The sequence below is a fragment of the Pantoea sp. B65 genome (assembly GCF_047308185.1).
Lineage (GTDB): Bacteria > Pseudomonadota > Gammaproteobacteria > Enterobacterales > Enterobacteriaceae > Erwinia.
In genome coordinates this window covers 251,069-277,011 of sequence record NZ_JAHXPU010000036.1, presented here as the reverse complement: position 1 = coordinate 277,011, position 25,943 = coordinate 251,069, and the positions used below count along the sequence as shown (strand labels likewise).

General features: G+C 52.8%; 12 protein-coding genes. 6 read left to right on the top strand and 6 right to left on the bottom strand.

Annotated features, from left to right (window positions below; translation table 11 throughout):
- Positions 1-20 precede the first annotated feature (20 nt).
- Positions 21-2,576 carry a hypothetical protein gene (locus JWF83_RS15520; protein ID WP_413651237.1) on the top strand — a complete coding sequence of 852 codons (2,556 nt, stop codon included), beginning with the start codon at positions 21-23 and terminating at the stop codon, positions 2,574-2,576.
- 10 nt (positions 2,577-2,586) lie between these two features.
- Complete coding sequence (locus JWF83_RS15515; RefSeq protein WP_413651236.1) at positions 2,587-3,912, top strand: hypothetical protein; 1,326 nt, start codon at positions 2,587-2,589, stop codon at positions 3,910-3,912.
- On the opposite strand, the gene JWF83_RS15510 is transcribed toward JWF83_RS15515, so the two are convergent.
- Positions 3,893-4,123, bottom strand: coding sequence for a phosphopantetheine-binding protein (locus JWF83_RS15510; RefSeq protein ID WP_413651498.1), 231 nt, complete (start codon positions 4,121-4,123; stop codon positions 3,893-3,895). The genes JWF83_RS15515 and JWF83_RS15510 overlap by 20 nt on opposite strands.
- Positions 4,124-4,313: 190 nt before the next feature.
- Between JWF83_RS15510 and JWF83_RS15505 the strand changes: the two genes are divergently transcribed.
- Positions 4,314-18,047 (top strand): SDR family NAD(P)-dependent oxidoreductase, encoded by a 13,734-nt coding sequence (locus tag JWF83_RS15505; protein WP_413651235.1) that lies wholly within the window; start codon positions 4,314-4,316, stop codon positions 18,045-18,047.
- A 119-nt stretch (positions 18,048-18,166) separates the two neighbouring features.
- On the opposite strand, the gene JWF83_RS15500 is transcribed toward JWF83_RS15505, so the two are convergent.
- The 3 genes from JWF83_RS15500 to JWF83_RS15490 form a co-directional block, all read right to left on the bottom strand.
- The gene (locus JWF83_RS15500) at positions 18,167-18,982 is read right to left on the bottom strand and encodes a TIGR02466 family protein (RefSeq protein WP_413651233.1); all 816 of its coding nucleotides are present in this window, start codon (positions 18,980-18,982) and stop codon (positions 18,167-18,169) included.
- A gap of 21 nt (positions 18,983-19,003) precedes the next feature.
- Complete coding sequence (locus JWF83_RS15495) at positions 19,004-19,852, bottom strand: 3-hydroxyacyl-CoA dehydrogenase family protein (protein WP_413651232.1); 849 nt, start codon at positions 19,850-19,852, stop codon at positions 19,004-19,006.
- A 764-nt stretch (positions 19,853-20,616) separates the two neighbouring features.
- Positions 20,617-21,354 (bottom strand): SDR family oxidoreductase, encoded by a 738-nt coding sequence (locus JWF83_RS15490; RefSeq protein ID WP_413651231.1) that lies wholly within the window; start codon positions 21,352-21,354, stop codon positions 20,617-20,619.
- Positions 21,355-22,137: 783 nt separating this feature from the next.
- Between JWF83_RS15490 and JWF83_RS15485 the strand changes: the two genes are divergently transcribed.
- On the top strand, positions 22,138-23,202 hold the full coding sequence (locus JWF83_RS15485) for a mechanosensitive ion channel family protein (RefSeq protein ID WP_413651230.1): 1,065 nt from the start codon (positions 22,138-22,140) through the stop codon (positions 23,200-23,202).
- 19 nt (positions 23,203-23,221) lie between these two features.
- Here the strand turns inward: JWF83_RS15485 and JWF83_RS15480 are convergent, their stop codons facing one another.
- The gene (locus JWF83_RS15480) at positions 23,222-23,443 is read right to left on the bottom strand and encodes a hypothetical protein (protein WP_413651229.1); all 222 of its coding nucleotides are present in this window, start codon (positions 23,441-23,443) and stop codon (positions 23,222-23,224) included.
- 90 nt (positions 23,444-23,533) lie between these two features.
- Here JWF83_RS15480 and JWF83_RS15475 point away from each other — a divergent pair, with 90 nt between their 5' ends.
- The gene (locus JWF83_RS15475; RefSeq protein ID WP_413651228.1) at positions 23,534-24,274 is read left to right on the top strand and encodes an SDR family oxidoreductase; all 741 of its coding nucleotides are present in this window, start codon (positions 23,534-23,536) and stop codon (positions 24,272-24,274) included.
- 276 nt (positions 24,275-24,550) lie between these two features.
- On the opposite strand, the gene JWF83_RS15470 is transcribed toward JWF83_RS15475, so the two are convergent.
- Entirely contained in the window at positions 24,551-25,456 is a 906-nt protein-coding gene (locus tag JWF83_RS15470; protein ID WP_413651227.1) for a LysR family transcriptional regulator, read from the bottom strand.
- A gap of 134 nt (positions 25,457-25,590) precedes the next feature.
- Here JWF83_RS15470 and JWF83_RS15465 point away from each other — a divergent pair.
- Positions 25,591-25,943: flavodoxin family protein (locus JWF83_RS15465; RefSeq protein WP_413651497.1), on the top strand; the 353-nt coding region annotated here is incomplete at its 3' end.

Sequence of the window (25,943 nt, the reverse complement as noted above, 5' to 3'; positions counted from 1 at the left end):
CCTCATCAGAGGAGTGCGTCATGGACGTTTTACCTCCGTTTCAGGTCCCCGGGGCTATTGCAGCATCTTTTCCCGAACTGCTGATGCTGACCCCCAGTATCCGGACACTGATTTCCGGCATTATCAGCAACAGTGCTGGTCAGCAATCGTTTCTGCAACTCATTGAGCAACAAGGCGCTCCTGGCGACAGCAGCGGCTGGGCTTACACCCGAACCCTGGCCGCACAACCGGCCCTTTACCGCCTGGAACTCTCGCCGCAAACCTGTGCCGCCCTCCCGGCGTTTATGCAACCGATCCTGAACCAGGCGATGAATACCCCCGAGCTGGAGAACTGGGTATGGACGGTGCAACAAGGCAGTTTACCCGCGCCGGTGCCGGGACCTTCCTCCATTCCTGATTGGCAACTCACCTCATTAGCCCCGCAGAACGGGGTGATATTCTCCGGGATAAAATTTAGCGGCAATCACAATGCATTTTCACTGGCATTAACCAACCAGATTGCCAGGCACCTTGGCGTATATATAGAATTTCTCCGCGGCGGTGATTGCGTGGCGCCTGCGAACTGGCAGTCGCGATTACCTGGGGGCGTGACGCCGGCGTTTGAAACGGCAACCCTTAAATACCTCGGTCTGTTGCTTCCCAATACCGCCACTGCCGGAATTGCGGTTGCCACAGCTGCGCAGACTTTTAACCTGACATTGCCCGGCAATGCCGATGCTATCCGGCTATCCTTCGGCGGCATGGGCAACGGTAGCTGGCAAAATATCCAGGATAGCGCCGGGACCATCGCTTCGTTTATTTATGATTATACCGTGCCATTGATTTTGAGCCGGGCCAGTACCTCCGGAGTGGATGTGGCCAGTTGGTTTCAAACCCTGTTGGCCAGCCAGTCAATTCTGGCGGATGTCCTGAATGCGGGTCAGAGTCTGCTGGCAACGGCTGATTTTCCGTCGGTGAACAGCGTATTACAGTGGCTGTCGGACAATACCAGCGAGCTGATGCTGGGTAATGCGCTGGCCTCATTGAGAACAGAGATCGATAAAAAATTTGGTGCTGCCACGGTGGAAAATGCTGCTGCCTGTCTGGGCTGGCCGGCACAAATTTTATTGTCCCTGCTGGAGGATTTGCATAATCCGGGCGGGGGCTATGCCATCGCCACTACCAGCCGTCTGCTGGCGTTACCACCACAGTTTTCCCTCTCCCTGTCACCCGACAGCGTGGTGGATTTACTGGTGACCGTGCAACCCGATGCCGGGTATGGTCAGTGGCCGCTACAGGCAGAAAAAGTGAATATCACGCTGAACTACAGCGGCGGTTATAGCCAGCAACGGCAGGCCGATATTCCCCGGAGCAATCTGGCCGGCGCCGTCAGTCTCGCCTTCGGTAGCGTCATTAATCAATGCCAGCTGAATGGCCGGGTGACGGTGAATGACAGCGCCGGAACCCCGGTGTCCGGCTGCCTCATCAATGGGCCATTGAATACGACGACAAGGCAGGCTGCGCTGTCTGTGCATGTGCTGGATACGGCAGTCAGTATTGGCACGGCGACTCGCTATTATCACAAATGCAAACTAGCCTGTAATGACGGCGAATTCAGCTGGATAAATGGCGCCGCACCCACGGCGACGCTGGCTGATTTAACCGTCAGTTCTCAGCTATCGCAATTGATCGATATTACTTTACAGCAGTCGCGCTCCAGTCTTGGCTATTGCTGGCGCACCATGGAGCAGGGGGTGAAAGATTGCAATGGCGGGGGCATGGTGAGTAATCCCTATTACATCCAGAATATCGGCGTTGCCGAGGCGCAATCCGGCCTGAAAACAATCAACTGCGGCTTTGTGCAAAAACCAGCGCTGGTGTACGCCGATTCACCGCTTATTCCCGGGCCAGGCAGCTTCTACCTGGACCCACGTAACGGTTGCTATTTAAGGCCGGTCGATCTTTCTGCTGCGGGCAACTTTGATCTGGGTACGCATCTGGCGGCAGCGCAATTCGGCGGAAATAATCTGGCCGGGTTCTCGCTTCATCCCGACGGTTTTGCGTTAGCGGTTAACTGGGGGAACGCGAAACTGGAACAGGTGACGCTGGCCGCTGAAGCCGTCAGCGAACAAGATGCGCCGCAGGCGCAGGTGCTTAGCGGGCCGGGGACACAGCCTGGATTATTAACCGGTCCGGTGGCGACGGCGGTCACTCCCGCCGGGTTTATTCTGGTACTGGAGAACGGGGGCAAACGGGTTCAGGCCTTTGATCGCTATTTCAATCCGGCCCCCCTCTTCAATGGTTCTGTCTGGTTGTCTTTGCAGGCCGCTGGTGAAGCAACATACCAGGATATTGCCGTGGCCGCAAACGGCTGCATTTATCTGTTGCTGTATCTCGGCGCGGGTGCATCGGTTACGGACTATCTGCTGGAGATTTATCAGCCTGATGGCGCTTTCCTCAGCCGCACCATCGGTGTCAACGGGGCGCGTCTGGTGGTCGATTCACAGTGCGTTGTCTACACGCTGAACTTTGAAGCCATTAGCGGACCGGATAAACGCGTACAGCCCTCCATCAGCAAATGGTTACCACAGGGATAGGCAAATCATCATGTTGCAAACTCATTTTCAGCAGCAATGGCCAGCTTTTTCTGGTTTTGACGACTTTTGCCAGCACTATTTTGCACTGCTCGGCTGGCCAGCGGCAACCTTTCCCGCCGGTGTGGTCGATACGGGGGAAAATGACGGCGTCACCTACCTCTCAAGGGATATTCACTTCCCGAGCCGGGTCAGGGCGGAATATTTCCGGGTGGAAAACGTGGCATTCCAAAAGCACCTTGGCGGCATCAGCGATACTGCCTATCAGCAGGGTATGCTGGTGGATCATGTGATCACGCCTCCCCGCTGGGATGCGGGCCACAACAGCTTCACCGCTACCGCAGCATTAACTCCGGCACAAAAGCATGCCATTTGCCAGGCGCATTCAGCCTTTCTGTTTGGCGACAGTCAGCATGTCGCCAGCTACGAACAAATCATTAATCTGGTGCATTATCCGTGTCACCTCGCGATCTTTTCTGGTCGCCAGCTAATTGTGCGTCGGGGTCACCCGCTGGTTACCCGGGCCCGCTATGACGGTGAACCTGTGGTTTTGTTTTTTGATCAACTGTTTGTTGAATCAGGGGCGGAGATTAACTGTTTATCAGACACCTCGATCTACGTGCGTGAACTGATTCAGTTTGCCGACGAGATCGATAATGTTGTCAGCGGGGCTGATTTGGACACGGCCCGGCAGGTGCGGATCCAGAGTATAGGGAATGACGGGAAACCGGCAAAGTCAGGAGAAGCGGGCGCACGCGGGCAGGATGGTGTGGCCGGACAACCGGCACTGGATGGCAATATGTGCTGCGCCGTGCCCGCCGTGGCTGGCGGCCAGGGGAGCCACGGTTTTCCCGGTAAACACGGTGGCAATGGCTCGCGGGGCGAAGATGCATTCTATCTGACGCTGAAAGTGGGTTACCTCCACGCCAGAATAGCGCTAGGTAACTACGGTGGAAACGGTAGCGACGGCGCAGAAGGTGGCTCCGGCGGCGATGGCGGCGATGGCGGAAGCGGTGGCGCCCGCTCGCGGTATTGCCCTGCAGGCACCGTTGGGCTGGGTGGCGCGGGTGGAAATGGCGGCAATGGCGGCAGCGGCGGCAATGTTGGCGATGGCCGCAATATTTATATTAGCTGCTGGCGATATGCTGAAAACAGCCGTTTCTTTCTGCTGCCATCGCCACAAACCCCTGGCCGGATGGGCAAAGGAGGCGCCGCTGGCAAAGGTGGGTTGCCCGGTGGCAATAGTGGTCAGCCGGGTATGGCGGGGGAAGCGGGGCAGCCAGGCCGACCAGGCTGCGTATTTGAGAATATGAAACAGCTTAAGCCAGTTTATGACTAATATAACGGAGCAAATTGTTTATCGTATTGAAGTTGTCTATATCCAGTTCCTGGTTCTGGACGGTGATGGCAAAATTTTTCTCGACGAAATTGACCAGTTGCAGGGCAAAAATGGAGTTAACCCAACCCTGGGTGAAAATATTATCGTCATCACCAATGTCAATGTCCGGTATATGCCGGGTAAGAAACTCTTTTAGCTGGGATTTAATCATCTCGGTCATATGGGCGATACCACAATATCAATCTATGGTTTTCATGTTAGCCCGGAATGAATGAATTGCAAGGGCGTAACAATAAAATTAGCGACATGCAGATTCGTTTCACTCATTGCAAAGGTGAATGGTTATGGTGGGTGAGTCCGGTATTTCATTCAATGCGCTATTCTGTTAACAGGGGCATTACATGGGTAAAACTCACGCTGGCCATCTTATTGATAACCTGCTGGCAAACGCAAAAAGTGAAAGAGGAGTGTTATTTTATGACCGCTTCTTACAGCCCCGCTTTATTTCATATGCGCAGCTATTACAGGATGCCAGGGCAGTATGCCGTGGTCTTGAGCAGCAGGGGGTCACCCGCCATGCACAGGTCATTATTCAGTTAAATGATAACCTGCAATTTCTTACCTCGTTTTGGGCCTGCCAGCTGGGGGGGTATATTCCGGTGCCACTGCACTGTGTAACCAGCAATGAAAGCGCGAAGAAACTACTGCAGGTTTATCGGCAGAGTCAACACCCGATCCTGCTTACCGCGCTGCCGCACCTGGACAATATCGCCAGCTTTGCGGCCGATCAGCAGGAGTCACAACAGATTGAATGCATCCGCGAAACGGCGCTGATATTTGATGAATTGTATGCCGATGGCGCTTCAGATGACATCATCGCTATCCCGGCAGCCGGTTACCGGCAGAAAATCGCGTTTATACAGTACTCTTCCGGCTCCACCGGCAAAGCGAAAGGCGTGGTATTAAGCCATGAAAATGTGCTCAGCAATATCAGGGCTATCGGTGCGGGTATGCGCATTACCGGGTGCGACAAGACGCTGAGCTGGCTGCCGCTGAGCCACGATATGGGATTGATCGGATTTCATCTGGTGCCACTGATATTTGGCTGTGACCAGGTCATCATTGAGACGGCCAGTTTTATCCGCCGTCCGGCCTGCTGGCTTGAGCTGGTCAGCCAGACTCACGCCACTGTTACAGCTTCCCCAAACTTTGGCCTGAAACACCTGCTCAAACAGGTGCCGTTGGAGAAAATAGCGCCGTTGCAGCTGACGTCTTTACGACTGATTTTTAACGGTGCTGAATCGATCTCTTATCAGGTTTGTCACGATTTCCTTGCTGCATACCGGCCATATGGATTAAATGACAATTGTCTGTTTCCCGTCTACGGGTTGGCTGAGGCCACTCTGGCGGTCACCTTTCCCGAGCCGGGGGCCAGCCTGACGGTCACGACCTTTCTGCGGGAAAGTCTGGCGCCGGGACAACAGGCCATCGCGCTGTCTGAGGCCGCGGCCAGCGAGCGCCAGGATACGATTACTCTGGTGGCGGTAGGCACTGCAGTGGCTGGTTGCAAGGTGAATATTATTTCACCACAGGAACAGATTTGCGCCGCGGGCGAGGTGGGCTACATTACCATCAAAGGCAATAATGTAACCCGCGGTTATTACCATCAGACAGAGATTGTCGCATCCCCCCTGAGCAACAACTACGGTTTGAATACCGGAGACATCGGCTTATTTTACCAGGGGAACTTATATATTACCGGACGACTTAAAGAGTTATTTTCAGTTAATGGGCGTAATTATTACCCAACCGATATTGAACAGTATGTTGAGTCATTAAATATAACAGGATGCAGCGATATCGCCGTGCTGGGAGTAATAAACCCCCAGGGCCAGGATGAAGTTATTTGTTTTGTGCGTTTTAAGCAGGCTCTGGCGGAATTTGTCCCTTTACGCCGGGAAATAGCGAGCGCCATAGCGTCCGGTTTTCAAATCGAAATGACCCATATTTTGCCAATAAAAAAACTGCCAAAAACTACCAGCGGAAAAATAAAACGCACACTGTTGCAACAGCGATACCTGAGCGGACAGTTCGCCGATATAATCAAAATAGCGCATATGGCGGGCGAAGAAACGGATAATAAATATACACAACAACAGATTGCAGCGAAGATTTTATCGTTATTCAACACTTTTCTGTGTGAGCAAACAATAACTCTGGATGATAATTTTTTAGATATGGGGGGGGACTCAGCTCTCGCGTTACGCTTAAAAACCCGCCTCAGCCAACAGTTTTCCCTCGAACTGGAGGACACGGTATTATTCAAATACCCAACTATCCGGACACTCAGTCAGGTTATCTGGCAACGGCTGGCGGCGGTAGCGGAAAATGGACTACCGGCGGCGAATAACACCACGCATGGCAGCGATCATGATATCGCTATCATCGGCATGGCTTGCCGTTTCCCCGGCGCCGGGAACATTGAGGCATTCTGGCATAATCTGAGCCAGGGGATAGATGGCGTCAGCTATTTTAGCAAACAGGAACTTGCGGCCAGTGGCATCCCGGAAAGATGGCTGGAGAGAGAAAACTACATTCGGGCAAAGGGAATTATCGACAACTGTGACTATTTTGCCGCCAGTTTTTTCCACTATCCGCCTGCCGAAGCGGAGAAACTGGACCCGCAAATGCGTCTTTTGCATGAATGTGCCTGGGAAACTTTTGAGCATGCCGGCTATGATCCCATCAGTTATGCCGGCCCGATCGGTGTCTATGTCGGCGCCTCGCCCAATCCTGTCTGGCAGGCTAAATGGCAATCCGACGGGGGGGAGGATGCCCGGCATTTTGTGGATATTCAATCTGCCGACAAGGATTTTTCTGCTACCAGGCTCTCCTACAAATTAAACCTTACCGGCCCCAGCGTTGCCGTCTATACCGCCTGTTCCACCGGACTGGCGGCGGTAGAGATGGCCTGTCAGGGGCTGCGGTCGGGGAGTTGCGATATGGCGCTTGCCGGCGCAGCTTCGGTATTGCTGCCGATCAGGCGCGGATATTTTTATCAGCCAGGCATGCTATTTGCCGCTGATGGCATCAACCGCAGTTTCGACGCCGAAGCCAGCGGCAGCGTGTTCAGTGATGGTGTTGGCCTGGTGCTGCTGAAGAGACTGGATCGTGCATTACAGGACCATGATAACATTCTGGCGGTGATCAAAGGCATCGCTGTCAATAATGACGGGCAGGCCAGGGCCGGTTATACCGCACCATCAATGCACGGGCAGGCGAAGGTGATTGCCGCAGCGCTGCAAATTTCGGCCGTGGACGCAGAGACCATCAGCTACGTCGAGACGCATGGCAGTGCCACCCCGTTGGGCGACAGCATTGAAATTGATGCGCTGAAACAGGCGTTAGATCGCTCAGAAAACGCCCCGTTGCCCCGCTGTGCTATAGGTTCGGTGAAAAGCCACGTCGGGCATATGAATACCGCCGCCGGTATCGGTGGTTTGATTAAAGTGGTTCTGATGCTGCAGCACCGGCAGATCCCGGCGAATCTACATATCGGTCAGGTCAATCCACGATTGCAGCTGGAAAGAAGCCGCTTCTATATCAATCAGCAACGGTGTCCGTGGCAGGGTGCGCTGCTGCGGGCGGGCGTCAGCTCTTTCGGCATCGGCGGAACCAATGTCCACGCCATTCTGGAGCAGGCCCCGACGATAGCCAGTCAGAGTAAACCCACCCAACCGCTGTTGCTATTGCTGACGGCGCGGACGGCGCAGGAGCTGGAGGTCGTCAACGCGCGCCTGCTGCAATATATCAACCAGCAACCCGAAGCGTCACTTGCCGATATCGCCTGGACTCTGCAGACCGGCAGACATCATTTTCGCTACAGAAACTGCTTTATTTGTGAAACCCGGCAGCAGGCACAGGCCTGGTTGTCGGGCCAGTCTCTTAGCGGCCAGCAGCAGATAGCGGATGCTGAAACCAACCCACCCCAAAGCCAACAGGTGCAGGCTATCCTTGCGGCATTGGCCCCGGCGTCTGCCCCGGCTTTTGCCGGGCAACTGCAGCAACTGGCCACGTTATGGCTGGCCGGTGCCAGCATTGACTGGCCATTATTGTACCCAACTCAGCATCATCGGCGTCTGCCTTTGCCAACCTATCCCTTCAGCCGCGAATTTTATCCGCTGACCGCTGGCGCAACGGATTGGCAACCCACGCCGCGGCAACAGGAAATCTATTGTTATCATCAGGAATGGCAACCGACGGAGCCGGCCGCACTGTTGCCAGATACCTCTCTGTTTGCGGATGGGGTGATACTTATTACCCGGCCAACGACGCTGGCCAGGATGCTGGAGAATGGTCTGGCGGATGCCGGGGTGAAAAGTGTGGTTCTGGAACAGGACAGTCTGGCAACCGAGGCAGATTACGACAGCGCTTTCACGCGCATTATTGCCGGGCAGGGTCAGTTACCTCAGCTAATCGTACATCAGGCCAATATCGTTGAAAATCCTGCGTTACAGCCGGATAGCTGGTTACGGTTTATCGGCGCGTATCAGCAGCTTTGCCTGCTATTTAAAGTGTTACAACGCTTGTGCCATGAGCATCCGATACGGGTCGTGGTGCTCAGTAACAGCCTGGCGGATGAATTTGAGTTTGCTCCTGAACTGGCTGCGATATCCGGGCCGCTACAGGCTATTCACGCGGAAACCGGGAATATACATACCAGCATGGTGGAAATTGACTGGCCGCAGCCAACCGCCAGCGTTGCCGAACAGCTAAAACAGCAGTTGCTGGCCGAAATCTTCTGCCCGCAGCGCAGCAGCGGGCAGAAGATCCTGTTGCGTAACCAACAATGCTGGTTGCCACAACTGCGTGAGGTTGCCACGCCGGATCATCATGCCGTTATTCCCGGGCTGAAAAAGCAGGGGGTTTACGTCATTCTCGGCGGGTTCGGCGGGCTTGGCTATGCATTAGCGCAATATCTGGCGCAGCAATGGCAAGGCACCCTGATACTGATCGGTAAAACACCGTTGCCGCCAGCGGATGAATGGGCGTCATGGTTAGCCAGCCACCACGCTGACGATCGCATCTGCGTTAAAATTCGCCAGGCGCAACAGCTGCAACAGCTGGGTGCCAGCGTATGGACACTGGATGCCGATCTGGCAGAACCGCAGCAGATAACCGGCGTATTTAATCAGATCCAGATGCGTTATCCCCGGCTTCAGGGCGTCATTCATGCGGCTGGCGTGGCAGACGGCGCGCTGATCGTTAACCGTAATATGGAGAACGACCGCGCATTTTTCGCCAGCAAGGTCAGGGGTACGCTGGCCTTGTCGCAGATCCTGCAATCCGCACCACCGGATTTCTTACTATTCTGTTCTTCCATCGCTGCCGTTTTAAATTTGCCGGGGCAGGCCGCCTATATCTCGGCTAACAACTTCATAGATGATTTCTGTCGCTATTTCTCTGCGCGCATCGCCAGTAAAGTCGTCGCCGTTAATTGGGACCACTGGCGCGATGCTGAATATTCCACTTTCAATCAGCATGATATTTTTAGCCGCACTGGTGAACAGCTGCGGGCGGGTTTAAGCGTGGCGCAGGCAGGGCAGGCATTATTACGGGCTCTGGTAACAGAACAGGCACAGATTATTATCTGTGCCGCTCCTTTTGCTGAGAGAGAAAGGCAAATCCGCCAGGTTATCGACGCCGTAACGAACCATACGCTGCTTAATAGCAGGCCGAGACCGACACTGAATGTCAATTATGTAGCGCCAGATACTGCCGAAGAACAGCGGCTGGTGACGATTATCCAGCAGTTTACCGGGTTGCAACGGGTTGGTATCGATGATAATTATTTTGACCTGGGGCTGACCTCGCTGGATATTTTCCAGATCAACCAAAACCTGATACTACAATTGGGCAGAGAGTTGCCCATTGCCGCGTTTTATACCTACCCGACAATACGTCTTTATACTCGTTTTCTGACCAGCAAAGAGGTACCCGGTGTTCAGCCAGCCCGTCAGCAGCAGCCGGGTCAGCCGGCGGTCCGTGATGGCATCGCGATCATCGGTATGGCCGGGCGCTTTCCCGGCGCAAGCAATGTGGCGGAATACTGGAACAACCTGCTCAATGGTGTGGAGTCTGTGCGCTTTTTCTCGCCGGAAGAGTTGCTGGCCGCAGGTATCGACGCCCGGTTGCTGGACGATGCAAATTATGTCCGCGCCAGGGGCTACCTGGCAGATACCGACTGCTTTGATAACGACTTCTTTGGCTTTTCACCACGGGAAGCGCAGGTTCTGTCGCCGCAGGTGAGGATAACTTATGAGTGCGTCTGGCATGCGTTAGAGAATGCCGGGTATCCGCCGGGCAGTCACCCGCTGTCAGTCGGCTGCTTTTTGGGGGCATCCCATAATACCTGGTGGGAAGAACAGGTAAAGCACTCAGCCGAGGGGGCTGCTCTGGGGGAGTTTGTCAGCACATTACTCAGCCACAAAGAGTTTATGGCGACGCGCATCGCCCATAAGCTTGACCTGAACGGTCCGGCCATCAACCTGTTTACCGGCTGTTCTACATCTGCGGTTACGGTGCATCAGGCCTGCCAAAGCCTGCTGGCGGGTGAATGTGATATCGCGGTTGCCGGTGGGGTATCAGTGGAGTTTCCTGTTACCGCCGGCTATCTCTACCAGCCGGGGATGATTTTCTCGCCGGATGGCCATTGTCGCTCTTTTGATGAACAGGCTTCCGGTTCCTGCTTTGGCGACGGCGTCGGCATTGTGGTGCTCAAGCCGCTACAACAGGCGATTGCCGATGGTGATACTATCACGGCGGTAATCAAAGGATCGGCGATTAATAACGATGGCGCAATGAAAGTGGGCTATTCCGCCCCCAGCGCCCAGGGGCAGGCGGCGGTTATTGCCAGAGCACAGCAAAACGCCGGTATTTCCCCGCAGAGCATCGGCTATATCGAAACGCATGGCAGCGGTACTCCTGTCGGCGATCCCATCGAGCTGACAGCGTTACATTCCGTTATCCAACGGCGCTCCGCTAACCAGCCGCCTTGCTATATCGGTAGTGTAAAAAGCAATATCGGCCATTTGAATACTGCCTCCGGCATCGCCGCGCTGATCAAAACCGCAAGGATAGTTCAGGCAGGAGAAATTCCCCCGAGCCTGCATTTGACGCAGCCAACTTCCAGATTTGATTTTGCCAGCAGTAGTCTGGAAATCTGCACCCGGCGCGCCCGGTGGCCAGCGATTCCCGGTCCAAGGCGAGCCGGTATCAGCTCGTTCGGTATTGGCGGCACGAATGCACATCTGCTACTTGAAGAGGCGCCGTCACGGACCGTCATGGCCACGCCGCCGGAGACCGGCAGCCTGCATCTGTTGCTGCTGCAGGCAAAAAACCTGTCAGCGTTACAACAAATGAGTGTAGAACTTAGTCGCTTTTTGCAACAGCAATCGGTTTGCCTGGCGGACGTGGCCTATAGCCTGCAAGTGGCCAGATCGCCAATGCCGTGGTGCCGCATGGTTATTTGCCATGATCAGCAGGATGCCATTTCGCATCTGCAAAGTGAGCTCAGCACCTTGCTGTTGATCAAACAGGGTGAGGAGAGATTTTATTTCTCTGCTACTGGCAGCACTGAAGCCACAGCAGCCAGCAATAATCTTATGTTATACCGCCGTAATCTTCCGTCGGAGTGCGGGCAGATTTCTCGCCTGCAGCGGTGTTTGCAGACCTTCAGGCAGCAGAGTGGTGCAACATTTTATGTCGGGCAGACTTCAGGCGGCGGTCGCCAGATCCTGTCCTTACCTGCTTATCCGTTTGCTCGTATCAGTCACGGGTTAGGAGAACAGCCTGCCGCCGGGAATCCGGCGGCAGCACCCGATGAGCAGCCCTACTGTTACACGCCGGTTTGGCTGGCGGCGGGAACCGTGACCCCCTGTGAAGTGAGCGGGAATTGTTTACTGCTATGTCAGCAATGGCAAACGGGAGAAATTTTACAGCAGCAGCTGCTGAGGAATGGTTTACAGTCGTTGCTGGTGGTTGATAGCGATCGCTCCGAACCGAATACGGATAACAGTTTTACCGCATGTTTTAGCGACGTGGCACAGTTAACCGACTGTTTCCGCAAACTGAAACAGGCATCGCGGCTGCCGGGGATAGTGGTTCATTACGCCAGCGGTGAAAATCGTGCAACTGCTCAGAAACAAATGCTGGAACTGGCCAATATCATCAGAGCATACAAAGCAGCAGACGCTGATACCACGCTGAAATTGCTGATTATCACCCACGATCTTTACAGTGATAACGGTGACAGTGAGACTGCCGTTCAGGCAGTCAGGGTCGGTTTCGCGCGGGTGATTAATCAGGAATACCCGAATATTCATTGTCAGCTAGTCGATTTTGCGGCTGAACAGGTGGCCGAGATCGCCTCCGGCCTGTTGTATGAACTGGCCAATCCATGCGGGCAGATTGTTACCCGTTATTATGCGAAGCAACGCTGGTTAGCGCATTGGCAGGCCGGCAGGTTAGCTGGCCGGTCCGCTGGTTTTCGACACGGGGGCGTCTATTTGATCACCGGGGGGTTAGGCAATATTGGTTTTGCTTTGACGTTGCGTCTACTCGATAAATTCCAGGCGAAAGTCGTCATTATTACCCGTTCCACCAGGCTCAGTGACCATCAGCAACGGAAGCTGGCAGATAAACGGGACCGCTGGCTGATCTGCCAGGGGTCCTGTGCCAGCCAGGCAGATTTACAGCAGGCCGTCGCGTCTGCGGAACAGGTTTTTGGCCCGATTGATGGCGTTGTTCATGCCGCCGGCTGGGCTGGCGAAGCGTCGGCCTGCGCTATTGAAAATCTTGATGAGGCGTTTATCCACCGGCACTGCAACGCGAAAGTTGAAGGAACGCAGGCGCTGGCTCAGGTATTTGCGGATAAACCGTTGGATTTTTGCCTGCTGATGTCGTCGATCTCCTCGCAGCTGGGGGGGATAGGCATGGCGGTGTATGGGGGTGTTAACCACTATCTGGATTGTATGGCCCGTTATCAGTCAGATCATGGCCGCCGATGGATCAGCGTCAACTGGGATCAGTGGCAAGGTACCCGCGGCGCGAATCACGCAGGGCTGAAACGGGTGCTGGGTGACCGGCTAATCGCGGTTGAACAGGGGCTGGACTCCATCGAACGTATGCTGTGCAGTACTGCGTGCTGTCAGCTACTGGTTTCCGGCAAGGACGTGATCGCACAACTGAATAATCAGCCCGCGGGCTCCGGCTTATCGGCAACTCCGCTAGCGCGGATCAACCGCAGTTTACCGGTAAAGGATCGGAGCCATCTCAATAGCCATTTTGTCGCCGCCGACAGCCCGTTGCAGCGGCTAATCAGCGAGGTATTCGAAGCGCATTTTGGTTTTAGCGGCATCAGTATCCACGATAATTTTTTTGACTTGGGTGCCTCCTCCGTGGATCTGGTGCAACTGCATCTGAAGCTTAATAAGCTGGTGGCGACGCCACTCACGATTGCCAATTTTTTCAACTATCACAGCATTTTTACGCTGGCGCAGTTTATTGCAGGTTCGGTAGAAAATGACGCGGGTCAACCTCCCGGCAACGCCCCGCAAGCAGATGAAAGCGCCTGTCTGGCAGACTGCGCCGCTCTACCTGCGGCAGATGACACGGATATCGCCATCATCGGTATGGCCGCCCAATTTCCCGGCGCGCCGGATATCGATGTATTCTGGCAAAATCTGCTGGCTGGCAGTGAATCTGTCAGTCATTTCAGCCGGGAAGCGTTATCTGGCGCCGGTGTGCCCGCGCAGTTGATCGACCACCCGGACTATGTTGCGGCCAGAGGCATACTGCCAGAGTCTCAATCGTTCGATGCGGCATTTTTTGGTTACAGCCTTAAAGAGGCGCAAGCGATGGATCCGCAGAGCCGCATTATGCATGAATGCGCCTGGCGCGCTCTGGAGCACGCTGGTTATGATCCGCATGTCTATCCAGGGAAAATTGGTTTGTATGCCGGGGGCGGCCCCCATCCCTATTGGACAGCCATTCATTCATCAGCGGTTGCCATGTCAGATAGACCTTCTGAACAATATGCGAAAGTGCAGCTTTATGACAAAGACTTCGCCGCCAGCCGCATTGCTTACAAGCTGGGTCTGAAAGGCAATACCCTCAGCCTGTTTACCGCCTGCTCGACAGGGCTGGTAGCGGTGCATCTGGCAACCAGTAGCCTGCTGCAAGGGGAGTGCGACATGGCGCTGGCCGGGGGTGTTTCAGTGTGGTTGCCGCAGACGGCGGGCTATTTACACGAGCAGGGTATGATCTTGTCTGCCGATGGACATCACCGGGCGTTTGACGCACAGGCTTCTGGCTCGGTATTCAGTGATGGTGCCGGCATTGTGCTATTAAAAAAACTGACCAGAGCCATTGCCGACGGTGATTCAATCCACGGCGTGATCAAAGGCACGGCAATCAATAATGATGGCAACCGTAAGCCGGGATATACGGCGCCGAGTGTGGAAGGTCAGGTAGAGGTGATCAAGGGGGCGTTAGCCAAAGCACGCATTACTCCTGCGCAGCTGAGTTATATCGAAACACATGGCAGCGCCACATCATTAGGGGATGTGGTGGAGATTGAGGCGCTGAAAAAGGTTTTTGCCGCAGATGAAAACGCTGGCGCTGACTGTATATTGGGCGCGGTGAAAAGCAATATCGGCCATACCAATAGCGCCGCCGGGATGGCCGGTTTAATTAAAACCGCGCTGGTGCTGAAACACCGCCAGATCCCACCAATGCTTAACTTCCATAAGCTGAATCCCAATATTAATTTATCAGGCAGCCGGTTACGGATTAATTCAGAGCTGCAACGCTTACCGGGGGTCGCCAGCTCATATTTTGCTGGCGTGAGCGCCTTCGGCATTGGCGGCACCAACGCCCATGTGGTTTTGCAGGGATATGATGAACCCGCGGTCAGAAGGGATCAACCCGGCCCCTGGCTACTGCCTTTGTCGGCAAAATCATCTGCGGCGCTGGCAGCCAGCAGTGCCAGTTTAGCTGAATATCTGCTACAAAACCCGACGGTAAACCTGGCCGATGTGGCTTATACGCTGCAGGTTGGTCGTCCGCATTTTGCGCATCGCAGCACGGTGGTGTGTCAGTCTGTAGTGGAAGCGATTCAGGCGTTTAACCCGGCCGGGGCAGGGAAGGTGCTGGTCGGCCATAACCGGCAGCGTCCACAGGATATGGTTTTTTTACTGCCGGGCCAGAGTGCGCAATATATCAATATGGGCCGGGGACTGTACGACCGCGAACCGGTATTCCGCCGGGTGATGGATGACTGCTTTGGCTATTACCAAACGGTAACCGGCGAGGATATCTCCGGCGTGCTTTATCCGCCACATCATGATATTGCGGAGTTGACCAATACGGCATTGAGCCAGCCATTGCTGTTTATCTTTGAGTATGCACTTGCCCGGCTGTTGATCAGCAGAGCCATCCGGCCTTCATTGCTGATTGGCTACAGTTTTGGCGAATACGCGGCGGCCTGTATTGCCGGCGTATTCAGTTACCAGGATGCACTGGATCTGATCGTTATCCGTGGGCAACTGATGCAAGCCATGCCGGCAGGAAAAATGATCAGCACCACGCTGGAAAAGGAGCAGCTTATCCCGCTGTTGACCGGTTCTCTGGCTATTGCTATTGAGAATCCATCAGGTGTGATCGTCAGCGGTCTTGAACCGGAGGTGCTAAAACTGGAAAGCGTACTTAAAACAAAACGCTGCTTTTGCTTTCCACTGGATATCCATCACCTGGCGCACTCGCCCCTGCTACAAAAGATATTGCCCGCGTTCAGGTCGGCGTTGGCCAAAGTCCGCTTTCATGCGCCGCAGATACCCTATATTTCCAATGTGACCGGTGAGCGGGTTACGGCGGAACAGGCGACAGATCCGGACTTCTGGTGCCGGCATCTTACGCAAACAGTGAAGTTCAGCCAGGGGTTGGATTGTATGCTCGAACAGGCGCATGGGGTGGCGCTTGAGCTTGGCCCGGGGCACGATTTGAGTGTATTCCTGCGTTCGAAAGGGCCGGCAGCCGCCCGGCTGGTTGCCATCAATCTGGTGGCGAATAAGTATGAACCCGCTGATAGTTATGGCTATTTTCTAACCAGTCTTGGCAAGCTGTGGTTGCATGGAGGCATTGATAGCTGGCAGGTATTAGATTCAGGGACGGGAAAACGTATTCCGCTGCCGGGGCAGGTATTTGAAAAACACTTTCTCCCGCCTGAACATGCTCTGTTACCCGAAATGGCGGCGAAGAGTGTCACTGCCGGGATCCATAAAACGCCAGAACTGTCGCAATGGTTTTATCGCCAGCGGTGGCAGCCGCTACCTCCTGACGCAGCGAATGCCGCTGAGCGGCGTGCGCTGGATTGTATTCTGCTGTTTATCGATGATAACGGTATCGGCAGCGAAGCGTGTAGCGTACTTTCCTCGTGGGGATATACGCCGATTACCATAGCTAAATCAACGGGTTTTTGCCGGTTAAGTGAGAACAGTTTTACTATTAATCCTGCGTGTCTGCAGGATTACCTCGATTTACTTTCTTCTCTGCAGGGACAGTTAAGTGAGTCGCTGGACCTGTATCATTTTTTTAGTCTGGACAAACCTGCAGGCGCTATCGATGAGGTTGATACCGAAGCCGCGATATCCGCTGGTTTTTACAGCCTGTTGCATATTGCCCGTGCGTTGGCAGACACCAGCGGCCTTCGGCAGATAACACTGAACGTTATTAGCAATGATTTGCATCAGATTGTCGACGGGCAGTGCGCAAATGAGGCGAAGGGGGCATTACTGGCAGCCTGCCTGGTGATCCCACAAGAGCACCCGCACATTCAGTGCCGCAGCATTGATGTCGTGATCCCTGGCCAACAGAGCGCGCGAGCACGGCTAATCCAGCAGCTATGCTGCTTGCTGTTAGCAAAAAATCAGCGCCCAGCGGCGGTGGCATTGCGTGGCAACGAGGTTTGGGGGCAAGGTTACGAACGGTTAACCGTCAATCCAGATCTGACGGCTGCAACAGCGATACGCAAACAAGGCGTCTACCTGATTACCGGCGGTTTTGGCGGTATTGGTCGCTTACTGGCCGTTCACCTGATAAACCGCTATCGGGCCAAAGTGATCCTGAGTACCCGGAGTATGGATGAAAACACGGCGAGCGGACGTGAGAAACAACAATGGCTGCAAACGCTGCAAGCATCCGGGGCGCATATTGAGGTTATTTGCGCAGACATAGCAGACTACCCGGCGATGGCAAAGGGGCTGGCTTTGGCCGAAGAGCGGCTCGGTACGGTTAATGGCGTTATACACTGTGCCGGTCTGGTTGGTCAGAGTTGGTTGAAGCCGATCGCGAGTTTGACGCCGGCGGACTGTGAGGCGTTTTTTGCCGCCAAAATAAAAGGGGTTCAGGTACTTGCAGCATTGCTGGAAGGCAAGGGATCGGATTTTTGTTTGTGCATGTCGTCGATTTCCAGCGTGTTGGGCGGATTGGGACACGCAGCCTATATTGCTGCCAATCTATACATGGATCGCTTTGTACAAAACCTCACCTCTGATTGCCGCTGGCTGAGCGTCAACTGGGATGGCTGGCAAACGGATCGAACTCAGGAGCAGCGAGCGAGTGTGACCATTACGCAGGATAAGTTCGCGATGTCGCCTGCGCAGGGGATTACCGCATTTGAGTGGGCACTGGCGCAAAACGAAACGGATTTGCTGGTACATTCCACGGCCGATCTTGATGCGAGGATCAGCCAGTGGGTCACCCTGAGCAGTCTGTGCGAACAAACCCGTTCTGGCTTCCCCCGCCCCGAGCTTGATACGCCATACGCTCCGGCGGAAGACGCCTTACAACAGATATTGTGCGACATCATGCAAGAGCGGTTAGGGGTGGATAACATTGGCATCAATGACAACTTATTCCAGTTGAATGTAGACTCGTTTATTATTGTGCAAATCACCAACATGATAAAAAAACGGCTGGATATCGATATTCCCGTGGTGACATTTTACCAATACCCTAATATCGCCGAACTCTCCGCCATTATCCGGCAGTTAGGATATTCCCCGGAAAATGGATAAGCCAGGGGAGTGTGACCGATAATGCTTACTGGCGGCTTGAACGCCGGTGCCGGGGCGCTGGCGCTCAACAGGTTCAGGGGACAAACACTGCGAACCTGCAACGTCGTCATTGCGTCCATTCAGGTAATGTGATGATCAAATTTTTTCCAGTTTTCCGGAGACGGCATTAAAAACTCCGGGGTAGCCTGGCCGGCATGTTGTCTGGCGGTAATAATGATGTCATAAGAGATGGAGATTCGTTCTTCATCTGTCTGATTGGCAACCACATCGTGAGGTTGTTTGGCCGGGAACAGCAGCAGACGTCCTTCAATAGGAAAATAATCCACGTGGGTATAATTAAATGCATTGTATTCCCGATAGCCTGACGTCATATTTGAATCAATACCGTCAGACAACGCGTTACTCTTTTTATCATTAAAAAAGCGAGTTTGCCCGGCGTCGCCCTGCTTCGGGATCGAGATATAATAAACTGCGCTTAAATTAGCATTATGATGAGCATGGCGTGAAACCCACTGACCTTTATGCGCGATAACCGGCCATGAGCGCTGTATATACAGATCAATTTTGTCCAAATCATGACCTAATGCTTTTAGATAAAGTAGCGCATGGCGTTCAATCTGCTGCGTTAACCAGGCAAAAACGGGGTCATTATGCAGCTGATCGACTTTATGCACATCCCCGGTCCAGCTGGATGTTTCTGCGGTGCGTTTTTCGCCGGAACCTGCCTGCAATTGCCGAATTCGTTCAATATGTGCTGCTTTATATCGCTCATGTTCCGGAAGATCTTCATAGTAAATAGCCAGCGGAAACCAGGCGTCAATAGCCATAGCAATCTCCTTTATCTGTGCGATGCGGGCGGGAGGTTGATTCTGCCTAATCAGTATTGGTGATAGCGTCAGTTCTGTCCACCTGAGTCTCAGTGCAAAACAAAACATGCATTTCTTAATTATTTTGCACTAATATTTATAGAAACCCTGCCCGGACTTTCTGCCATACAGGCCGGAGGCAACCATTTGTTGTAAAAGCGGTGCTGGCCGGAATTTGTCATTTGCTAAACTTTGATATAACTCTTCCAGTGTCAGCAACACTGTATCCAGCCCGATTAAATCAGCCGTCGCCAACGGGCCAGTCTCATGGTTATAGCAATGCTGAAAAATGGCGTCGACTTGTTCGGCGCTACCCGTTTTTTCTTGTACCACCCAGATAGCCTCATTAATAAATAAATGTGAAATACGGTTGGCGACAAAACCCGGCGTATCATTCACTATAATATGGTGTTTGTTGATCCGGGCCAGCAATGCTTCTGCGCGCTCAAGGGTTAGATTGCTGGTATAACGTCCCCGCACGGTTTCCACCATCGCTTTTTGCGGCACAGGGTTCATAAAATGCATACCCAGCACTTTATCTGCCCGCCGGGTTAACCCGGCCAGGCGGGTAATCGAAATTGCCGAAGTATTGGCAGCGAAAATACAATCCGGCTGGCAGATACTATCCATCTCAGGGTAGATCTCTGCCTTGGCGATCCATTTTTCTGTAATGTTTTCTATAACAAAATCAGCGTGTTTAATTTCTTTAAGTGAGGTTGTGACTGAAATATGGGCAAGCAGCGCACTGAGATCCAGCTCCTTGCTGGTTTTGCCCATAAGCATGCTCAGCCGCAGATTTTGCCGAATGGCTGCCAGGGCATCTTCCAGGATCGCTGGTGCAAGATCTACCAGAATGACATCAATCTGATGTTCTGCTAATACCTGACTGATGCCAGTACCCATCACACCCGCACCGATAACGGCTACTTTACCAATCATTTTAGATCCTTATGCTTGCGCCAGAATTTTTCGGGCATGAAGAAGGAAATCTGATGACGTTCAGAAAAGGCAGATTAGAGAATCGTGTCTTTTTAGGTTTAGTTCCGTTACCTGAACCGCAATTGTGCCACTTGCCCGGGATATTCGTCTTCATCAGTTAAGCAATTTACCATTTAATTGTATCGTGATTTTGATCACTGCTGATGTTTCTTAACAGGTTTGCGTGAATTATCAGAATAAGCTAAATACTATCAGGCTGAAAGTTGAGGATTAACTTTCTTGTTACTGCTGGCTTCAGCCAGTGCCGGGATTGTTAACGGCGCCATACAGTTTCCGGACATGCAGGGAATCTCGCTGTCACGGGTTGTTCATCACTGGTGGGACGGTGAGTGAAAAGACGTACTATCGCACAGACAGTACCGGCAGCCATATCTGGGGGATAATGTAGCTCAGTGGAAACAGCCGGCGATAAAACGATTGAGGCGCCAGCTGAGCACTTATTGCTGCCCGGTGAACAGCTGACCAATCTCATCAGACAGCGCGCGGTAAGATTTGTTTAGGGTGCGATAATAATCTCGCGGATGCGGTCTCCCGGCAAATAAAACTGAATAACCTCGTTGCCATTAAACTTTTTACTTTTGACCGTTATCGTAACCGCCTCTAATCTATAACAACCCTATAGCGAACTGCGCGGCGTTAATAAGTCATTCAGACCGGTAAATTGCAGGAACGGTTACCGGCCGGCTATCCCCTGGCGAGGGAAATTAAGCAAAGCCACCGTTAACGCGAATAATCTGGGAGTTCACCCAGCTACCGTCAGGGCCTGCCAGCGTAGCGACAACGGCGGCGATTTCGTCCGGGGTCCCGATACGCTCCAGCGGCGCCAGTTTTGCGATGCTATTAATTTGTTCTTCGCTCTTGCCGTTAAAGAACAGATCGGTACCTGTTGGCCCCGGCGCCACGGCATTTACCGTGATGTTACGTCCGCGCAGTTCATTCGCCAGAACATGCACCAGGCCTTCGACACCGGCTTTAGAGGCGATATACGGGCCATAGGCGGGGAAGGATTTCGCAATAACGCTGGTGGAAAGGGCGATAATACGACCGCCATCACAGATGGACTCCGCCGCATTCGCCAGAACCAGGAAGGCCCCACGTAGGTTGGTGTGGATCACTTTATCGAAATCGGCCAGACCCGCGGGGGTAATTTTCGCCATCGGCATAATACCGGCGCTGTGTACGACCACATCGAGTTGGCCGTTGATGGCTTTTGCTTCAGCAAACAGACGGCTTACATCGGCTGCGCTGGCCACATCGGCCTGAATAGCAACGGCGTTCCCGCCCTGTGCGCTAATCGCCTGCACGGTTTCTGCTGCGCTGGCGGCATTGCCTGCATAGTTAACGATAACGTTAAAACCATCTTTTGCCAGACGTTCAGCAATCGCGCGGCCAATACCCCGGGATGCACCGGTAACCAGAGCTGTTTTGTTTAATGTGTTCATTGTTTCTCCTGATATGTTGTTGGGGCACTCTCGGTGCTGCTGGATGCGATACCTATATTAGTGTTTCTATCAGAAGGATAAAGAGGGCAAATTTGATATAATAATTCCATTAAGATTAACAATGGTGGCATCGCGGTAGTGATATCGGGGCAGCATAATCTGCGTACAAAAGGGAAAACTCCGGTATCAATATCAACGGCGGCATAAGACCGCGACTCAACCGGAAAATATCATTTTGGCTGCAAGCAAGGAGCGCCGCATGGCCAGGCGGGCAGGGGATCCCGGTTTTAATCCCCCTGATAATGAGCGGTTAACATTCCGTACTGCTACCTGGCTGATGGCCAGGCGATTTATCGTGTTCAATTGGGATTAAATTTCCTGAATTATTCGTTTATTTAACCGGTTGTGGCGGTTTGTACTTAGCGTTGTCTGATTTATGAATGCTTCATGATTTGCGACGCCCGGTGCGTAGCGGGCCACGCGCTGCGGTGCGTAAGGTGGCTGCGACATCTGCAGGTATGCTGCAGAATGCACCAGGTGGCGACAAATTATTCTGAGTAAACTAAACGTCATCATAAATTTCAGTGAATTGCGTTTATGTCCTCAATAAAAATCGGTTTCTTTTCGAGGTTTTTTTGTGTTAAGAAAGTCAGGTGACCAAATTTTGATAAGCTTATATGCGTTCACTATTTGATCCGCAGATAACCGGGAAGACAGCGGTTACTGAATTTTTATTACTGATCTGACAACTAAAGGGTTGTTGGCTGAATATAAGGGAAAAGAATGCCAATGATATTCGGTGAGTTATCTGGTGCTCCATCATGGGTACCTGCTGTATTGCTCGTCACTCTCTCATTCGCACTGGGTTTTTTGGCCCGATTTATACTTCTCAGGTTCATCCGCTACTGGCAGAGTCGTGACAGAAAGCTATTCAAATCACTTGAAAAGCATCTTCGTGGGTCAATGTTTCTTTTCATTCCCTTACTGTTAATAAATGTAGGGGTTAATTATATAAATATTCAATCAGGCTTCCTTGATCTGATAACATCAATTGTTAATGTGTTTATTATATTATCATTTTGTTCCATTTTAATTCGATTGACTAATGTTGCGCAGGATATGCTTTTTATACGCTATGACATTAACCTTTCGAATAATCTTCGCGCCCGTAAAATTCGCACTCAGATAATATATGTAAAAAAAGTCGCTATCGTACTACTGGTATTGTTCTGTATTTCTCTGATTCTACTCAGTATTCCTGGGGTTCGGAAGTTCGGCACGACAATCCTCGCCGGTGCCGGGGTTGCCGGAATAATAATTGGCTTTGCCCTTCAGAAATCGCTTGTTAACCTGTTTGCCGGAATTCAGATAGCCTTTACGCAACCTATAAAAATTGATGACGCGGTGGTGGTTGAAAATGAATGGGGCTGGATTGAGGAGATAAACCTGACTTATGTTGTGGTGCGTATCTGGGACCTACGCCGACTGGTGCTGCCCATTACATACTTTACAGAAAATGCCTTCCAGAACTGGACGCGTAATAACGCACAAATATTAGGTTCGGTTTTTCTTTACCTTGATTATTCCATGCCATTAGATCCTCTCCGTAAGCATTTTGAAAAAGTACTCAGTGAAACAAAACTCTGGGATCAACAGACGCAGGTGCTGCAGGTTACCGATGCTAATGACAAAACCATGACTGTCAGATTATTGATGACTGCACAGAATTCCCCTACGGCCTGGGATTTACGCTGCCACGTACGGGAAAAAATGATTGAGTTTATTCAGCAAAATTATCCGCAGAGCCTGCCTCAGGTTAGGGCGACCCTGACTGATTCCGGTGTGTGATCGTCCGGGGGGGCAGTAGTTAATCGCTCTCATTTTTTCTGAAAATACACAGTGGAACGTACAGATACGATAAGCGTGCTGCATCAGTATCTGGACAGCGGTACTCCCGCTTTTCGCTCGCAGCTGTCAGGCGTTCTATGGGCAGCTTCGTGTCAGAGCGGACTTTTAAACCGACCGGAAAATTCATGACGGCGATATATGGACTGCCGATGGTATCCAATCCTGGTGGCAGGTCAGCCATTACTGTCACCATTGCGTAATGAAAAAGATGTCGACTGTGTATATCTCTCGTAAGGTAAATGGCGATTTTAAGGGCGCAGAGGGAGTAATCATGAGCAGATTTCATGGCAAACGTGTACTGATAACCGGTGGCACCAGCGGCATAGGACTGGCAGGTGCGCGGCGCATTGTACAAGAGGGAGGGCAGGTTGCCATCACGGGGCTCAGTGAGGAACGTCTGGCACAAGCCCGCAAGCTGTTGCCGCGCAGCGCATTGATCCTGAAAAGTGATTCAGCAAGTGAGGCGGATATTAATGCGCTCGCAACAGCGGTCAGCCACTGGGGGACCCTCGACGGGTTGTGGTTGAATGCCGGTTATGCAGAAGTTGGCGAGCCGGAATCCGTTACGGCCGACGCGTTTAACCGCATGATGAACGCCAATGTCCGCGGGCCGATGCTCCAGCTTGCCTCACTTTCCACAACTTTAAACCCCGGCGCATCAGTGCTGGTCACCGCATCGTCTTCGGTCTATGAAGGCGCGGCAATGACGAGTCTGTATGCTGCAACCAAAGGCGCCGTTGTCGCCATGGTAAAAAGCTGGGCCGCCTCACTTGCTACGCGCAACATTCGCGCCAACACGCTGGTACCAGGACCAATCGAGACTAATTTCAGACACTTTATGCCCGAGGCGTCGCGGCAACAGTTTGAAGATTTTGTGCTAAACCAGGTGCCGCTCAGGCGAGCCGGCACAGCTGATGAGGCTGCCGCCGTCGCACTTTTCCTGCTGTCAGATGATGCGTCTTACGTGACCGGAAGCCAGTATGCTGTAGACGGCGGGCTGGTGCATTATTGATGCATAATCCGAGTGGAAGCATCGTATTACTTTACCTGCCCGCAATCGATCGGCTTGCCTGCTTTGGGTTCAACATCGCAGCTTGCTTCTTCGCCTGTCAGGCCAGACAGGCTTACATTCGATCTTCCAGCCTATAGCTTTGCTGGTAGCATCGCCGGCAATCAACATCCGGTGTCGCCGGCATCAACTACAACCGACAGATGGCCAGGAGGGTGCCCCGGTGTTGGAACAATTCTTACTGCGCCACCTTGTCCGTACCAGCAATGCACAGCGAAATTAGTCAAAATAAGGTTTTAAAACTTCTTCGGTCCAGTTCATAAAAGCTCTCACGCGTTGCGAAAAATTGCGCCGGTGCGCAACGACAAAAGAGGCAGTTAGCGGCTCGGGTCGCAGATTGGGCAGGACTTCAACCAGCGTTCCGCGTTTGATATGAGGTATCAGTGCGGAATAACCTCCCTGAATTAATCCCAAACCGGCCAGTCCTGCCTCATGACAGGCCGGTACGCTATTGAAGCTCATCGTGCCGGGTAACATCAGCGACTTGTAGCCATCGTCTGTTGGATATTGCCACCCATCCGCTTTCGAACCAAAATTCTGCGTGTAATGAACCATCCTGTGCCCCTGGTTAACCAGATCATCGATCGTCTGCGGCACACCGAAGCGCTCCAGATAGCCTGGACTTGCCGCATTGATCATGCGTAGTTTCCCCAGCGGGCGGGCAATCAGAGTCTCATCAACAATGGGTCCCAGACGAACCACGCAATCAAATCCTTCAAGAACCAGATCGACACGGCGGTCAGTACTTGAAAGCTCGAGTTCGAGTTCCGGGTGTGCTTCCAGCAGCTGCGGCAGTGCGGGAACCACTACGCTCTGTGCCAGAACCGCCGGCATATCAACACGTAAACGTCCCCGCAGTGACATACCGCTATGAGAGAACATTGACTGCAGTTCCTCGGCTTCTGACAACAGATCGCGTGCTCGTGCATAAAAACTCCGGCCATCTTCCGTCAGTTGCACGGTCCGCGTGGTCCGGTGTAACAGGGTAGCGCCTACGTCATTTTCCAGCTCACGCACCACCATTGAGGCGCGTCCTTTCTTAATGCCCAGGCTTTCTGCTGCCCGGGTAAAGCTCTTCATTTCTGCCACGCGCGCGAAAATAATCAGCGACTCCAGGTTTTTCATTGTTCACTTTCCGGGTAACAGTGCGTTATTTTTTCGGTTATTTATACCCATGCTAATAGTTAATAGACTGTTTTCATACCGCGTATCCCGCATAATCTTATCTGAAGGCCATTATCATGACTCACCCCCTGTTAATGATTAACTCCGTCGTCGTTTATCACTCTGGTTGCGGGCATACGGCGCGGATGGCAGCCGCAGTGGCTGAAGGCGCGTGTGCCACGTTGCTGGCTATCGACGCCGAAGGAAATATTACTGCGGACGCATGGGAAAAACTCGACGCAGCAGATGTTATTCTGTTCGGTTCGCCAACTTATATGGGGGGACCCAGCTGGCAGTTCAAAAAATTTGCAGATGCTTCGTCAAAACCCTGGTTTGAGGGCAAATGGGTCAATAAGATTTTCGGCGGCTTTACCAACAGCGCCAGCATCAATGGCGACAAGCTGAATACCCTGGCCTGGTTCTTTCTACTGGCGGGTCAGCACGGCGG

What these genes read in the sequence shown, in the direction of transcription:
- JWF83_RS15510 (WP_413651498.1), bottom strand. Translation starts at nt 4,123, where the DNA reads ATGATTAAATCCCAGCTAAAAGAGTTTCTTACCCGGCATATACCGGAC.
- JWF83_RS15500 (WP_413651233.1), bottom strand. Translation starts at nt 18,982, where the DNA reads ATGTTTTGTTTTGCACTGAGACTCAGGTGGACAGAACTGACGCTATCA.
- JWF83_RS15490 (WP_413651231.1), bottom strand. Translation starts at nt 21,354, where the DNA reads ATGAACACATTAAACAAAACAGCTCTGGTTACCGGTGCATCCCGGGGT.
- JWF83_RS15495 (WP_413651232.1), bottom strand. Translation starts at nt 19,852, where the DNA reads ATGATTGGTAAAGTAGCCGTTATCGGTGCGGGTGTGATGGGTACTGGC.
- JWF83_RS15515 (WP_413651236.1), top strand. Translation starts at nt 2,587, where the DNA reads ATGTTGCAAACTCATTTTCAGCAGCAATGGCCAGCTTTTTCTGGTTTT.
- JWF83_RS15520 (WP_413651237.1), top strand. Translation starts at nt 21, where the DNA reads ATGGACGTTTTACCTCCGTTTCAGGTCCCCGGGGCTATTGCAGCATCT.
- JWF83_RS15470 (WP_413651227.1), bottom strand. Translation starts at nt 25,456, where the DNA reads ATGAAAAACCTGGAGTCGCTGATTATTTTCGCGCGCGTGGCAGAAATG.
- JWF83_RS15485 (WP_413651230.1), top strand. Translation starts at nt 22,138, where the DNA reads ATGCCAATGATATTCGGTGAGTTATCTGGTGCTCCATCATGGGTACCT.
- JWF83_RS15505 (WP_413651235.1), top strand. Translation starts at nt 4,314, where the DNA reads ATGGGTAAAACTCACGCTGGCCATCTTATTGATAACCTGCTGGCAAAC.
- JWF83_RS15480 (WP_413651229.1), bottom strand. Translation starts at nt 23,443, where the DNA reads ATGGCTGACCTGCCACCAGGATTGGATACCATCGGCAGTCCATATATC.
- JWF83_RS15475 (WP_413651228.1), top strand. Translation starts at nt 23,534, where the DNA reads ATGAGCAGATTTCATGGCAAACGTGTACTGATAACCGGTGGCACCAGC.